Source organism: Pseudomonas sp. FW305-96, assembly GCF_058783825.1.
In genome coordinates, this window is record NZ_JBYSYW010000001.1 from 84,783 (window position 1) to 97,635 (window position 12,853).

At 63.9% G+C, this 12,853-nt stretch carries 15 protein-coding genes; 10 read left to right on the top strand and 5 right to left on the bottom strand.

Annotated elements, in window-relative coordinates:
* Window positions 1–15 precede the first annotated feature (15 nt).
* From AC3WL2_RS00395 to glpT, 8 genes are all read left to right on the top strand, one after another.
* Entirely contained in the window at window positions 16–1,350 is a 1,335-nt protein-coding gene (locus AC3WL2_RS00395) for a c-type cytochrome (RefSeq protein WP_102684428.1), read from the top strand.
* Between the two features lie 66 nt (window positions 1,351–1,416).
* The gene (locus AC3WL2_RS00400) at window positions 1,417–2,430 is read left to right on the top strand and encodes an XdhC family protein (RefSeq protein ID WP_102684429.1); all 1,014 of its coding nucleotides are present in this window, start codon (window positions 1,417–1,419) and stop codon (window positions 2,428–2,430) included.
* Between the two features lie 83 nt (window positions 2,431–2,513).
* Window positions 2,514–3,095 carry a hypothetical protein gene (locus tag AC3WL2_RS00405; protein ID WP_102684430.1) on the top strand — a complete coding sequence of 194 codons (582 nt, stop codon included), beginning with the start codon at window positions 2,514–2,516 and terminating at the stop codon, window positions 3,093–3,095.
* Between the two features lie 63 nt (window positions 3,096–3,158).
* Complete coding sequence (locus tag AC3WL2_RS00410; RefSeq protein ID WP_102684431.1) at window positions 3,159–3,713, top strand: lipocalin family protein; 555 nt, start codon at window positions 3,159–3,161, stop codon at window positions 3,711–3,713.
* A 220-nt stretch (window positions 3,714–3,933) separates the two neighbouring features.
* Window positions 3,934–4,239 carry an NIPSNAP family protein gene (locus AC3WL2_RS00415; protein ID WP_102684432.1) on the top strand — a complete coding sequence of 102 codons (306 nt, stop codon included), beginning with the start codon at window positions 3,934–3,936 and terminating at the stop codon, window positions 4,237–4,239.
* 137 nt (window positions 4,240–4,376) lie between these two features.
* Complete coding sequence (locus tag AC3WL2_RS00420) at window positions 4,377–4,799, top strand: DUF2231 domain-containing protein (protein ID WP_102684433.1); 423 nt, start codon at window positions 4,377–4,379, stop codon at window positions 4,797–4,799.
* The gene (locus AC3WL2_RS00425) at window positions 4,796–6,082 is read left to right on the top strand and encodes a PQQ-dependent sugar dehydrogenase (RefSeq protein WP_102684434.1); all 1,287 of its coding nucleotides are present in this window, start codon (window positions 4,796–4,798) and stop codon (window positions 6,080–6,082) included. Before AC3WL2_RS00420 ends, AC3WL2_RS00425 begins: the two co-directional genes overlap by 4 nt.
* 175 nt (window positions 6,083–6,257) lie before the next feature.
* Window positions 6,258–7,610 (top strand): glycerol-3-phosphate transporter, encoded by a 1,353-nt coding sequence (gene glpT / locus AC3WL2_RS00430; RefSeq protein WP_102684435.1) that lies wholly within the window; start codon window positions 6,258–6,260, stop codon window positions 7,608–7,610.
* A gap of 53 nt (window positions 7,611–7,663) precedes the next feature.
* Here glpT and AC3WL2_RS00435 read toward each other — a convergent pair whose 3' ends face one another.
* Window positions 7,664–7,951 (bottom strand): HigA family addiction module antitoxin, encoded by a 288-nt coding sequence (locus AC3WL2_RS00435; RefSeq protein ID WP_102684436.1) that lies wholly within the window; start codon window positions 7,949–7,951, stop codon window positions 7,664–7,666.
* A 14-nt stretch (window positions 7,952–7,965) separates the two neighbouring features.
* The gene (locus tag AC3WL2_RS00440) at window positions 7,966–8,244 is read right to left on the bottom strand and encodes a type II toxin-antitoxin system RelE/ParE family toxin (protein WP_102684437.1); all 279 of its coding nucleotides are present in this window, start codon (window positions 8,242–8,244) and stop codon (window positions 7,966–7,968) included.
* 256 nt (window positions 8,245–8,500) lie between these two features.
* Between AC3WL2_RS00440 and AC3WL2_RS00445 the strand changes: the two genes are divergently transcribed.
* Window positions 8,501–8,902 (top strand): hypothetical protein, encoded by a 402-nt coding sequence (locus AC3WL2_RS00445; RefSeq protein ID WP_146022593.1) that lies wholly within the window; start codon window positions 8,501–8,503, stop codon window positions 8,900–8,902.
* On the opposite strand, the gene AC3WL2_RS00450 is transcribed toward AC3WL2_RS00445, so the two are convergent.
* The 3 genes from AC3WL2_RS00450 to AC3WL2_RS00460 form a co-directional block, all read right to left on the bottom strand.
* A complete protein-coding gene (locus AC3WL2_RS00450) occupies window positions 8,841–9,365 on the bottom strand; it encodes a GNAT family N-acetyltransferase (RefSeq protein ID WP_256582503.1) in 525 nt (174 codons plus the stop codon). The two genes, AC3WL2_RS00445 and AC3WL2_RS00450, sit on opposite strands and share 62 nt — an antisense overlap.
* Window positions 9,343–9,552: a DUF1737 domain-containing protein gene (locus AC3WL2_RS00455; protein WP_102684438.1), complete on the bottom strand. Its 210-nt coding sequence runs from the start codon at window positions 9,550–9,552 to the stop codon at window positions 9,343–9,345. The genes AC3WL2_RS00450 and AC3WL2_RS00455 overlap by 23 nt, the downstream gene beginning before the upstream one ends.
* Window positions 9,553–9,760: 208 nt before the next feature.
* Window positions 9,761–11,560 (bottom strand): glycoside hydrolase family 15 protein, encoded by a 1,800-nt coding sequence (locus tag AC3WL2_RS00460; protein WP_102684439.1) that lies wholly within the window; start codon window positions 11,558–11,560, stop codon window positions 9,761–9,763.
* 243 nt (window positions 11,561–11,803) lie between these two features.
* Between AC3WL2_RS00460 and AC3WL2_RS00465 the strand changes: the two genes are divergently transcribed.
* Window positions 11,804–12,853, top strand: a complete 1,050-nt coding sequence (locus AC3WL2_RS00465) for a 3-oxoacyl-[acyl-carrier-protein] synthase III C-terminal domain-containing protein (protein ID WP_102684440.1) — start codon at window positions 11,804–11,806, stop codon at window positions 12,851–12,853.

A 12,853-nucleotide genomic window follows, 5' to 3' on the forward strand; every position in this document is an offset into this window, starting at 1 on the left:
CGACAAGGACAGCCCATGAACAACAGCCGATTCGCAAGAACCGCAGGCTGGCTGGCCTTGCCGTGCCTGGTCGCGGCAGGCCTGCTGGCCTGGTACGTCACCCGCGAGCCTGCCTCGCCCTTCAGCGCCTCGGACAGCGCCGACGCCGCCCTGGTCAGCCGCGGCGAATACGTCGCCCGCCTCAGCGACTGCGTGGCCTGCCACAGCCTGCCGGGCAAGGCGCCCTTTGCCGGAGGCCTGGAAATGGCCACGCCGCTGGGGGCGATCCATGCCACCAACATCACCCCGGATCGCGACCACGGCATCGGCGCCTATAGCCTGGCCGACTTCGACCGTGCCGTGCGCCAGGGCGTGGCGCCGGGAGGGCGACGGCTGTACCCGGCCATGCCCTACCCGTCCTATGCCAAGCTCAGCGATGACGATGTGCGGGCGCTCTACGCGTTCTTCATGAAGGGCGTGCAACCGGCAGCCGAAGCCAATATACCCAGCAGCATTCCCTGGCCATTGAACCTGCGCTGGCCCATCGCCCTGTGGAACGGCCTCTTCGCACCGACCACCGCCTATGCGCAGAAACCCGACCAGGATCCGCTGTGGAATCGCGGCGCCTACATCGTCCAGGGCCCCGGCCACTGCGGCAGTTGCCATACGCCTCGGGGCCTGGCCTTCAACGAGAAAGCCCTGGACGAAAGCGGCGCGCCGTTCCTCGCCGGGGCCCTGCTCGATGGCTGGTACGCGCCGAGCCTGCGCCAGGACCACAACACCGGGCTCGGGCGCTGGAGCAAAGCCGAGATCGTGCAGTTCCTCAAGACCGGGCGCAATCGCCATGCGGTGGTGTACGGCTCGATGACCGAGGCGTTCAACAACTCCACGCAGTTCATGAGCGACGACGACCTGGGCGCGATCGCCCGCTACCTCAAGGCATTGCCCGGTGACCCTCGGCGTGATGGTGCGCCCTGGCAGTACCAGGCGACGGCCGCCGCGCCTGATGCGCCCGGCGCGCACACCTACGCGACCCGTTGCGCCAGCTGCCATGGCGCGGATGGCAAGGGCCAGGCCGAGTGGATGCCGCCGCTGGCGGGGGCCACCTCGATGCTGGCCGCAGAGAATGCCTCGGCGATCAACATCACCCTCAACGGCTCGCAGCGCATCGTCGCCGCCGGGGTGCCGGACGCCTACCGCATGCCGGCGTTCCGCGAGCAGCTGTCGGACCGGGAGATCGCCGAGGTGCTGAGTTTCGCCCGCAGTGCCTGGGGCAATCAGGGTGGCGCGGTGCAGGCCAAGGCGGTGGGCGAGCTGCGCGGGCATACCGACCCTGCCAGCAGCAGCCCGATCATCCTGCATATGCGCTGATACCGCCATCGCGGGGCAAGCCCGCTCCCACGTGTGAAGCGTGGAGCACAGACAACCGAGGACACCATGGAAAGCATCGACCTGCTGGTCCTGCGCACCACCCACGACTGGCTCCAGGCCGGGCACCGCGTGCTGCTCGCCACTGTCGCCCGCACCTGGGGTTCCTCCCCTCGCCCGGTCGGCTCGATGATGGCGCTGCGCAACGATGGCCGGGTGGTTGGCAGCGTGTCCGGCGGATGCATCGAAGACGACCTGATTCATCGCTACACCACCGCCTATGGCGGCCCCGGCCTGCCCCAGGGCAGGCCCGAGGTGATTCGCTATGGCGTCAGCGCCGACGAGGCCCACCGCTTCGGCCTGCCCTGTGGCGGCACCCTGGAGCTGATCCTGGAATTCGAACCGGCCGCATTGCCCCTGCTGCAACTGCTGGAGCACCTCGACCAGGGCCGGCTGATGCGCCGCCGACTGACCCTGCAAAGCGGCGCGGTGAGCCTGGCAGCCACCGCCACCCCCGAGCAGTTCAGCTTCGACGGCCAGCACATGGTCAACACCCTCGGTCCCGGCTACCGCATGCTGCTGATCGGCGCCGGGGCACTGGCCGAATACCTGGCGACCATGGCCTTGTTCAACGGTTTTCGGGTGGCGGTGTGCGACCCTCGCCCCGAACACATGGCCACCTGGGCGGTGGCCGGCGTCGAGCACCTCAAGGGCATGCCGGACGATGCGGTACGCGCCTTCAACGCAGACCTGCGTACCTGCATCATCGCCGTCAGCCATGACCCCAAGCTCGACGACCTGGCGCTGCTCGAGGCCCTGCACAGCCCGGCGTTCTACATTGGCGCCATCGGCTCGCGGCGCAACAGCCAACTGCGCCGCGAGCGCTTGATTGAACATTTCGGCGAGAGCGAGGTTTCGCTGCAACGCCTGCATGGCCCCATCGGCATCTACATCGGCAGCAAGACCCCGGCGGAGATCGCGGTGAGCGTGATGGCCGAAGTGCTGGCCGCCAAGAATGCCGTGACACTGCCCGGGGCGGTGAGCGTATCCGGCGCCAAGGCCCTGGAACAGCCAGCCTTGTAAGCGGGCCACACACCGGCCAACTACTGTCTATGCTTGCTCAACGCGAACCACCCATCGGTATCGACCACAAGGAAGACAGGCCAATGAACTCGACTCTCGCCCGCGCCATCGCTTTCACCTCGCTCATCGGCGCGGCCAGCCTCACCGCCCACGCGGCCGAACTGCCCATCGCCAGCGAGGCGCTGGAAAGCCATATCACCACCGAAGTGACCAAGATCGACCTGCCCAACCGCCAGGTCACGGTCAAGGGTCCCCACGACAAGGACGTGACCTTCCAGCTCACCGAACAGGCCAAGGCCCTGCCCAACCTCAAGGTCGGCGACCAGGTCGACATCAAAGTCACCCGTGCCATCGCCTATGTACTGAACACCAATGTCGGCGGCGCGCCCAAGGCCTCCGAGGAATCGGGCACCATCCGCGCCACCGCGGCCAACCCCAACCCAGGTGGCGAGGCTTTCCGCCAGGTCAAGGTCACCTCGCAGATCAAGAAGATCGACCTGAACACTCATGAAGTCACCCTGCTGCCGCCCGAAGGCAAACTGCAGGTGGTCAAGGTCGAGAATCCCGAACTGCAGGCACGGATGAAAAACCTCAAGGTCGACCAGACCGTCGAAGCCATCTTTACCGAAGTACTGAGCGTGGAAACTTCCCGCCCAGCCCAGTAAAACCTTTGGCCGGCCCGCGCATCGAAAGCCATGTGAGCCTTTCCCCCCTTCAGGAGGTTTCCCATGGCGATGCGCCTGGCCGTGCCGTTTTGCTGCTGCCTTACCCTCGCGCTCACGGGCTGCACCAGCGCCCGCGACGAGCAGCCACCGCCCACCACGCAACAGGTCGAGCTCCAGCGCTATCAGGGCACCTGGTATGAACTGGCGCGCCTGCCGATGTTCTTCCAGCGCAATTGCGTGCAGTCCGAGGCCCGTTATGGCCTGCGCGAGGACGGGCGCATCGACGTCACCAACCGCTGCCTGGAAAAGGACGGCCAATGGAACCAGGCCAATGGCATCGCCGAGGCGCAGGTGCCCGGCCGCACCGACAAGCTCTGGGTGCGCTTCGACAACTGGTTCAGCCGCCTGGCACCGGACCTGACCAAGGGCGAATACTGGGTGCTGTATCACGACGCGGATTACCGCGTGGCCGTGGTCGGCCACCCGAACCGCGAATACCTTTGGCTGCTGTCGCGCACCCCCACTGTCAGTGACCAGACCCGTGACCAGCTACTGGCGCTGACGCGCAAGCAGGGTTATCCCACCGAGCAATTGATCTGGCGCCAGGCCAAACTCTAGTGTGGTGTTTCACAAATAACGACCATAACTCGCGGCGCTTTTTGCGCTCATGCGGCGTTGTCGCTCCTCGCCGTAGCTGGGCTACGACTCGTCGCGACGCCTTGCCTGAGCGCAAAAATCGCTCGCGAGTTATTGGTCGTATTTGCAAAACACCACACTAGCTGCCCACGCCCACGCCCTGTAAGGTGAGCCACCCGGCTCACCCAAAGGATTGCGTGCAATGATCACCTGCCACCTCAAGTACATCATCGACCCCTACCAGGTCCCCGCCTTCGAAGTCTACGGCAAGCTGTGGATCGGCCTGGTCAACCGCATGGGCGGCAGCCACCATGGCTACTTCCTGCCCAGCGAAGGCGCCAACAATGTCGCCTATGCCCTGTTCAGCTTCCCCAGCCTGGCGGCCTACGAGCAGTACCGCAAAGCTTCGGAAACCGACCCCGAGTGCATCGCCGCCTTTGCCCTGGCCACCGAGCAGCGTTTCATCCTCAGCTATGAGCGCAGCTTCCTGCGGCCCGTGCTCGACTGAATTTCCCAGGCAAGACCCAGGCTCCTGCAGGCGCCGGCAAAGCCAACGGCAAACGCCACTGAACTATTGCACCTCGATCACGATCCTCACCTAAGCACCCTCGACCCAGGATCGTCGATCGACAAGGAGCCTAGCCAGTGACCACTACCACCCTCCCCCGTTGCACCCCAGGGCCGCTGCACGCGACCCTGCTCGCCGGCAGCGTGCCGCTGTTCCTCGGCGCCCTGCTCAGCGACATTGCCTACTACCAGAGCTACCAGATCCAGTGGAGCAACTTCGCCGCCTGGCTGATCGCCGGGGCCCTGCTATCCAGTGGCCTGGCGCTGCTGTTTGCCCTGGCCAACCTGATCCGGGCGCCACGCAAGGCCGGTCGCCCGCTGCTGTACGTGCTGTTGCTGCTGGTCACCTGGGTACTGGGCCTGGTCAACGCCTTCGAGCACGCCAAGGACGCCTGGGCCGTGATGCCCGCAGGCCTGGTGCTGTCAGTAGTGGTCACGGTGCTGGCCATGATCGCCACCTGGGCCGGCCTGACCCGCCTGCGCACGGAGGGCGAAGCATGAAGCACGCATTGAGCGCCCTGAGCATGGCCCTGCTGCTCAGCGCCTGTGGCGGCGACGGCGAGAAGACCCAGGCCCATGGTCCGGACCCGAAATTGCCAGCCCCCGAACGCGGGCTGCTGCCAAGCATGAAGATCGCCCAGCCGGCCGCCTGGGGTGAGCAAAAACCCCAGGTGCCCCAGGGCTACCGCATCAGCGCCATCGCCACCGACCTGAAGATCCCGCGCCAGACCCTGGTGTTGCCCAATGGCGACATCCTCGTTGCCGAGGGGCGTGGTGGCAACGCCGCCAAGCTCAAGCCCAAGGACGTGATCGCCAGCCAGATCAAGGCCAAGGGCAACACCCAGGTCAAGGGCGGCAACCGCCTTACCCTGCTGCGCGACGCCGACGGCGATGGCCGCTACGAACTGCAGACGGTATTCGCCGAACACCTCAATGCCCCCTATGGCCTGGCCTATGCCAACGGCAAGCTGTACGTGGCCAACCAGGACGCGCTGGTGCGCTTCGATTACCAGGACGGCCAGACACAGGCCGGTGGCCCGCCGACCAAGGTCACCGACCTGCCCGCCGAGATCAACCACCACTGGACAAAGTCACTGGCTATCAGCCCCGACGGCCGCTACCTGTACGTCGGCATCGGTTCCAACAGCAATATCACCGAGCGCGGCATGGAGGCGGAGGTCGACCGCGCCATGGTCTGGCAGGTGGACGCTGCGACCGGTGCCCACCGGCCTTATGCCACCGGCCTGCGCAACCCGACCGCGCTGGCCATCCAACCGGGCGACGGCAAACTGTGGGCAGTGGTCAACGAGCGCGACGAACTGGGCCCGGACCTGGTGCCGGACTACCTGACCTCGGTGCAGGAAGGCGCGTTCTATGGCTGGCCATACAGCTACTGGGGCCAGAACGTCGATGACCGCGTGCGGCCGCAGAACCCGGACAAGGTGAAAGCCGCGATCAAGCCCGACTACAGCCTGGGCTCGCATGTGGCGGCGCTGGGCGTGGCCTTCTCCAACCCGGCCATGGGCGACACCTTCGCCGACGGTGTGTTCGTGGGTGAACACGGCAGCTGGAACCGGCCGAACCCGGTGGGCTACAAGGTGATCTTCGTGCCGTTTCGCGACGGCAAGCCGGCCGGCGAGCCGGTGGATTTCGCCACCGGTTTCCTCGGTGAGGACGGCAAGACCCGTGGGCGCCCGGTGGGCGTGACGGTCGATCCGAAAGGCGCGCTGATCATTGCCGACGACCTGGCCAACACGGTTTGGCGGATTACACGCAATCAGTAAACCCCGATGCTGAACAGCCCCTCTTGCGCGCAAGTCGCGCGGGAAAGGGCTCGGCTGCGAATAGCGCTGGCCAAGGTTCACAAAACAACAGTATTTCCTAGCAGAAGCGGTATTTTTTCTGTAACGAAAATGTAAAATTCGTTTTCGCATACCTATAACAAGCTGGGAGCTTCACATGTTTGCCTTCTTCCGCCCTGCCGCGCACCAGGCGCCGCTGCCCGACGAGCGCGTCGACAGCACCTATCGCCGCCTGCGCTGGCAAATCTTCGCCGGGATCTTTTTCGGCTATGCCGGCTACTACCTGCTGCGCAAGAACTTCTCCCTGGCCATGCCCTACCTCATCGAGGAAGAGGGCTACACCCGCGGCCAGCTGGGCCTGGCGATCTCCGCCATCGCCATCGCCTACGGTTTGTCCAAGTTCCTCATGGGCCTGGTTTCGGACCGCTCCAACCCACGCTACTTCCTGCCCTTCGGCCTGCTGATCTCGGCCGGGGTAATGTTCATTTTCGGTTTCGCGCATTGGGCCACGTCCAGCGTGACGATCATGTTCGTGCTGCTGTTCATCAACGGCTGGGCCCAGGGCATGGGCTGGCCGCCAAGCGGCCGGACCATGGTGCACTGGTGGTCGCAGAAGGAGCGCGGCAGCGTGGTGTCGGTGTGGAACGTCGCCCATAACGTCGGCGGCGGCCTGATCGGCCCGCTGTTCCTGCTGGGCCTGGCCTGGACCAACGACTGGCACGCGGCCTTCTACGTGCCTGCCACGGTCGCCGTGCTGGTGGCCGTGTTCGCCTTCGCCACCATGCGCGACACTCCGCAGTCGGTCGGCCTGCCGCCGGTCGAGCAATACAAGAACGACTACCCCGAAGGCTACGATGAGAGCCACGAGCAGGAGTTCAGCGCCAAGCAGATCTTCGTCCAGTACGTGCTGTGCAACAAACTGCTGTGGTACATCGCCCTGGCCAACGTGTTCGTCTACCTGCTGCGCTACGGCGTGCTGGACTGGGCGCCGACCTACCTGAAGGAAGCCAAGCACTTCAGCGTCGACACCACCTCGTGGGCCTACTTCTTCTACGAGTGGGCAGGCATCCCCGGCACCCTGCTGTGCGGCTGGATGTCCGACAAGATCTTCCGCGGCAACCGTGGCCTGACCGGCATCGTGTTCATGGCCCTTGTGACCGTGGCCACCCTGGTGTACTGGCTCAACCCGCCGGGCAACCCGACCATCGACATTATCGCGTTGTTTGCCATCGGCTTCCTGATCTACGGTCCGGTGATGCTGATCGGCCTGCAGGCGCTGGAACTGGCGCCGAAGAAAGCCGCCGGTACCGCAGCAGGCTTCACCGGGTTGTTCGGCTACCTGGGCGGCTCGGTCGCGGCCAGCGCCGCGATGGGCTACACCGTCGACCACTTCGGTTGGGATGGTGGCTTCGTGATGCTGGTCAGCGCGTGCGTGCTGGCGATTGCGTTCCTGATTCCGACCTTGCGTCATACCAAGGTGGCGAGTGCCGGTCGCGAGGCAGTGGCCTGATAGCCTCGGCTGACGCTCAAGTAAAAGCCCGGGGCCTGCACCTCGGGCTTTTTTCAAGCGGCTTGATGCAACCGCGTGATCACCGGTTGCTGACGCTGGCGCGCCTGCCAGATGTCGTAGTCCACCTGGATCGTCAGCCACAGCCGCGCCCTGCTGATGCCGGCCATTTCCAGGCGTACCGCCAGGTCCGGAGAAACCGCCGCTCGGCCATGAAGGACCCGCGACAGCGCCTCACGCGAGAAACCCAGATGCTCGGCGAACGCCTTGACCGTCAGGCCCAAGGTCGGCAGGACATCTTCACGCAGGGTTTCGCCGGGGTGAGGCGGGTTGTGCATAGCCATGATCTTGCCCCTTGTCAGTGGTAGTCGAGATAGTCGACCAGTTCGACATCAAAGCCTGTGAAACGGAATATCAGGCGCCAATTGCCGGACACGCTTATCGACCAGAAACCGAGCCGCTCTCCTTTGAGCGGGTGCAACTGCCAGCCAGGCACATTCATGTCCTCGGCGACCACGGCACTGTCGAGGAACTGCAACTGTCGCCGCAGTCGCTGGACATGGGCAGCCTGAATGCTGCGGGTATTACCCGTTTCGTGGAAGAGCCGCAGGCCTCTGTGGCGAAAGCTGATGATCATGGGGCACGCATCCGTTCCATGCGACGAAACCAGAGTGTGACCCCACGCGTCACACATGGCAAAGTATCATATGTGACCCCATGCGTCACACCCTGCCGATGAAAATGTCGTGCCCCTCCTACGTGGAGCTACCAAAGGCTGTGAAGCGTCGAAGGATCTCGCCATACTCGCACTATCAGCCGTTCAGAAAGACAAGACGCTCCAGGGATAGCCGATCCGGCGTCTATACATGGAAGCAAGATTTCAGGAGCCACAGTTGACCGCCCCAGCCTTCACCCCGGAGTACCTGGCCAGGCACGTTGGCAATGGGCCAGTCGACAAACAGGTCAGAAACTGGCTAGCCACACTCCCCAGCCTGGAGCGCATCGCCTTTCTGAAGGACCTGTGGTCTATCAATACCCGCTACGCCCTGTTGCTGACACAAAGCGCCAGACTCTCCCGGCAGGAAAATGCAGCATTGCTCCGCCACTGGCTGGAGTCAGGCAACCATAATGCAGCGCAGGCGCTGATAAGCTATTTGGAACCCGTACTCGGCAGACGGGTGTTCTGGCGCATCGCCGCACAATCGGCACTCACCGAGGCGATGGGCGACTTTCTCAACTATCACAGCCAGGGTCGGCTGGACGCCGAGCGCTCATCGCCAACGGTTTGCACATGAATACCCGGGAGAAACCATCTACCTCTGCGCGATGGGTTTCGCGGTAGCCGAGCCTCTGATAGATCCCGATGTTCTCCGTCATCCGCTCATGGGTGTAGAGCCTGATCGCCGCACACCCTGCTGCACGTGCATGGGCCTCGGCAAAATCGAGCATGTGTCGACCGATACCCTGCCCTTTGCATGCACGTCGTACGGCAACGTTCACCAGTAGCAGGTCGCCCTTTTCACGGCGTACAACAAGAACAACAGCGATACTCCTGGCCTGCATGGCCACGAACACATCGTCGTCACGTATGACCTGCGCATAGTCATCCAGCATGGGGGCTGGCTTACGGCCGATTCGTGCGATATAGGGGGTGTACGCTTCAGCGACCAACTCTGCTATTTCGCCAGCATCTTCGATACGGGCCGGACGCAGGGTGACCACAGTGCGCATCATGTCACCCTTGAGAGGCGGCGCCATGGACTGGCCACAGTACCGCCTGCGCAGCCACTACATATCCCTTGCTGCTATCGAAGGTCACGCTGGGTGAACCGTAAAGCTGATAGCCCAAGGCCAGGCTCTCGGAAATGCGCTGGCAGAAACTGGCGTCGTCCTTGCCGGTGATCAGGCGATAGACCGGCAGGTCGTTTGGTGGGGTCGAGGGCATTCGAGTGATCCTTTTGAGGCAGGCGCCAATCGCGTGCGAGGTGGGCATCATGCCATAGCTGCACTATTTCCCAGACGCGGCCTGCGCTGTTGCTGTGCGGTATCGCGCCATGAAGGCTTGCCCGCGCTGTAAACGAGACCATGGATGGTGCCAGAGACGCTGGTGATCGCGGCCGAGCCCGCTCCTACCAAGATCAAACCACCTGACCTCAGTCACCGCACCGTGCCCGATCCCGCACCGGACACTGCGCCCGGTGCAGGTTCAACGCCGTATTGATGATGCCGATATGGCTGAACGCCTGCGGGAAATTCCCCAGCATCCGTTTGCCCACCGGGTCGTACTGTTCGGCCAGCAATCCCACGTCATTGCACAAGGCCGTGAGCCGCTCATAAAGCGCCTGCGCCTCCTCCTGCCGCCCCAGCAGCACGTAGACATCTGCCAACCAGAACGAACACACCAGGAACGTCCCCTCCCCTGGCGTCAGGCCGTCGCTGCAACTGTCGCTGTCGTAGCGCAACAGCAGACCATTGCGCAGAAGGCGCGTTTCGATCTGTTCGAGGGTGCGCAGGAAACGTGGATCATCGGCGGGCAGAAAGCCGGTCAGGGCGATCTGCAGCAGGCTCGCGTCGAGCTCGGTCGAACCGTAGGCCTGGACGAAGTGGCGCCCGTCGGCATCCAGCCCGCGGCGGCAGACCTCGTCACGGATCTGGTCCGCCACCTGGCGGTAATGTCGCCCCCGTTCACGCCCTTCCTCGGTGGTGTCGGCCAGGCTCGCCGAGCGGTCGAAGGCAACCCAGGCCATGACCTTGGAGTGCACGAAGTGCTGGCGACCGCCGCGCACCTCCCACAGCCCCTCGTCGGGCTCGCGCCAGATGCTTTCAAGGTACGGCAGGATCGAGCGGGCGATGGCGGCGCTGCGCGGATGCCGCGGCAGCCCGCCCTTGATGGCCTGGGTCATGGCGTCGGCCAGTTCGCCGTAGATATCCAGCTGCAACTGCTCGGACGCGGCATTGCCGACCCGCACCGGCTGCGAATGCTCGTAACCGGGCAGCCAGGGCAGGCTGAACTCCGGCAGGTCGCGCTCGCCGGCCAGCCCGTACATGATCTGCATCTGCTCGGGGTTGCCCGCCACCGAGCGCAGCAGCCACTCGCGCCAGGCCTGGGCTTCGTCGAAGTAGCCGAGGTTCATCAGCGCCAGCAAGGTCATGGTGGCGTCGCGCAGCCAGCAGTAGCGGTAGTCCCAGTTGCGCTCGCCGCCGACACGCTCGGGCAGCGAGGTGGTGACGGCGGCGACCATGCCCCCGGTGGGCGCGTAGGTCATGGCCTTGAGGGTCAACAGCGAGCGGCGTACCCGCTCGGTGTACGGGCCAACGTCGGGGCAGCGGGCGGCGAAGGCCTGCCATTGGTCGATGGTCTGCTCGAGGTCGTGGTCGACATCGCAACCGGGCTGCACAGGCAGGTGCGAGGGCTGGTGGCAAAGGCTGAACACCTGGCGCTCACCGGCGCGCACGCGAAACCGGGCGACGCTGTGGTGGTCCCGGCCATGGGTCTCGGTGCTGCTGCGCAGGATCAGGCGATCGGGGCCGGCAACCGCGCTCAGGGTCAGCGGGTCGAGCTTCTCCACCCAGGGCACGCTGCGGCCATAGTCGAAGCGCAGCACCAGGTCCATCTCGAACGCCGTCTCGCCGGCCAGGCCCTCGACAATGCGCAACACAGCATTGGATTCGCCCAGGGGCATGCAGTCGAGCACACGGGCGCGACCGCTGGCGGTGGTCCAGGTGGTTTCCAGTACCAGGGTGTCGTCGAGGTAGCGGCGGGCGCTGTGTTCGACCGGGTCGCTGGGGGCGATGCGCCAACGGCCGTTTTCCTCGTTGCCCAGCAATGCGGCGAACACCGCGGGAGCGTCGAAGCGTGGCAGGCACAGCCAGTCGAGGGCGCCGTCGCGGTTGATCAGGGCGGCACTGCGACAGTTGCCGATGAGGGCGTAGTCTTCGATCAGGGCGGGCATCTCGGATCCTCAGGCGGTGGGCGTGAGTTTGGATGCCGAAGCGGGATTGCAGGTTCCGTTGAGCTGCACTCTGTGCAGGTTACCGAGGCGTTCGAATCGATGCGCAAGAACATTGATCCACGGCACAGACCCACTGTTGCGCTGTGTTAGAAATACCGGGCCAGTGGTTGCTTTTCAGGATGAATAAGCTTCTACCCCTGCGCAACCAGTGCGCTGAGTCTCTACTTTCAACAAGGACGTTATATGAAGATTGTCGGTTTATCCGGAATACTGCCCTCACGCTGCGTCAGCAACCAGGACGTGATCAACCTGGTGGAAGAACACTCCCGCGACACCTTCCAGGAAGACTTGCCGAAAACACTGAAGACCATCGGCAAGTTGCTGGAAAAAAGCGGCAGCGACACACGCCATTGGCTGGCGGCTGACGAGACGCCGATGCAATTGATGGAGGCGGCGTTCGATGCGGCGCTGGCCCAGGCCAACATCGGCAAGGCCGACCTGGACCTGCTGATCTATCCCAATGTCACCCGTGGCTTCATCGAGCCGGCCAACAGTACCTTCATCGCCAAGGCGCTGGGCCTGAACTGCCGCAACTTCGATGTGGTCGACGCCTGCAACGGCTGGGTGACGGCAATGGACGTCATCAACAGCAAGATGCAAGCGGGTGAAATCCGCTACGCCGCCATCGTCAACATGGAGTTCGGCATGTCGGCGGGCGGGCCGGTGATGCCCAAGAACTTCTCGCTGCAGTCGCCGGCCGAACTGGCCTACAAATTCCCGAGCTTTACCATCGGTGAAGCCGCCGTTGTCACCATCCTCAGTAACGAGGCAGCGGATAACTTCAAGTTCTCGTACATCAACCGACCTGACCTGAGTGACTTGTCGACGATCTCGTTGCCGGACTGGAAACTGTTCTGCAACGAGGAGGATATTGCCAGGATCGAACCTACCGGCGGCCAGTATCAGTTCAACTCCTATGCCGCCGCCTTGCACGAAGACGGTCGCAACGAAGCGATAAAAGTCTTCAACCTGCAGAAGCTCACTGCGGACGACGTGCACAAAGTGTTCATCCATACCGGTTCGCCAAAGATGTGGGAACATATTGGCCAGATGATCGGCGTCGATCACAAGTTGCATCACGTCGGGCACAAGACCGGCAACATCATTACCGCATCGATTCCCTTCGGCATCTTTGATGCGATGAGCCGGGGCGAAGCCGAGCAAGGTCAGTTCTGCATGGGCTGGGCGGGCAGTGGCGGGATGGTGTTCTCGGCCCTGTCGTTCACCTTGTAG

Excerpts from the sequence above, each read along its gene's own strand:
- glpT (WP_102684435.1), top strand. The coding sequence starts at position 6,258 with ATGTTTGCCTTCTTCCGCCCTGCCGCGCACCAGGCGCCGCTGCCCGAC.
- AC3WL2_RS00405 (WP_102684430.1), top strand. The coding sequence starts at position 2,514 with ATGAACTCGACTCTCGCCCGCGCCATCGCTTTCACCTCGCTCATCGGC.
- AC3WL2_RS00425 (WP_102684434.1), top strand. The coding sequence starts at position 4,796 with ATGAAGCACGCATTGAGCGCCCTGAGCATGGCCCTGCTGCTCAGCGCC.
- AC3WL2_RS00395 (WP_102684428.1), top strand. The coding sequence starts at position 16 with ATGAACAACAGCCGATTCGCAAGAACCGCAGGCTGGCTGGCCTTGCCG.
- AC3WL2_RS00440 (WP_102684437.1), bottom strand. The coding sequence starts at position 8,244 with ATGATCATCAGCTTTCGCCACAGAGGCCTGCGGCTCTTCCACGAAACG.
- AC3WL2_RS00450 (WP_256582503.1), bottom strand. The coding sequence starts at position 9,365 with ATGGCGCCGCCTCTCAAGGGTGACATGATGCGCACTGTGGTCACCCTG.
- AC3WL2_RS00435 (WP_102684436.1), bottom strand. The coding sequence starts at position 7,951 with ATGGCTATGCACAACCCGCCTCACCCCGGCGAAACCCTGCGTGAAGAT.
- AC3WL2_RS00460 (WP_102684439.1), bottom strand. The coding sequence starts at position 11,560 with ATGCCCGCCCTGATCGAAGACTACGCCCTCATCGGCAACTGTCGCAGT.
- AC3WL2_RS00465 (WP_102684440.1), top strand. The coding sequence starts at position 11,804 with ATGAAGATTGTCGGTTTATCCGGAATACTGCCCTCACGCTGCGTCAGC.
- AC3WL2_RS00410 (WP_102684431.1), top strand. The coding sequence starts at position 3,159 with ATGGCGATGCGCCTGGCCGTGCCGTTTTGCTGCTGCCTTACCCTCGCG.
- AC3WL2_RS00455 (WP_102684438.1), bottom strand. The coding sequence starts at position 9,552 with ATGCCCTCGACCCCACCAAACGACCTGCCGGTCTATCGCCTGATCACC.
- AC3WL2_RS00400 (WP_102684429.1), top strand. The coding sequence starts at position 1,417 with ATGGAAAGCATCGACCTGCTGGTCCTGCGCACCACCCACGACTGGCTC.
- AC3WL2_RS00415 (WP_102684432.1), top strand. The coding sequence starts at position 3,934 with ATGATCACCTGCCACCTCAAGTACATCATCGACCCCTACCAGGTCCCC.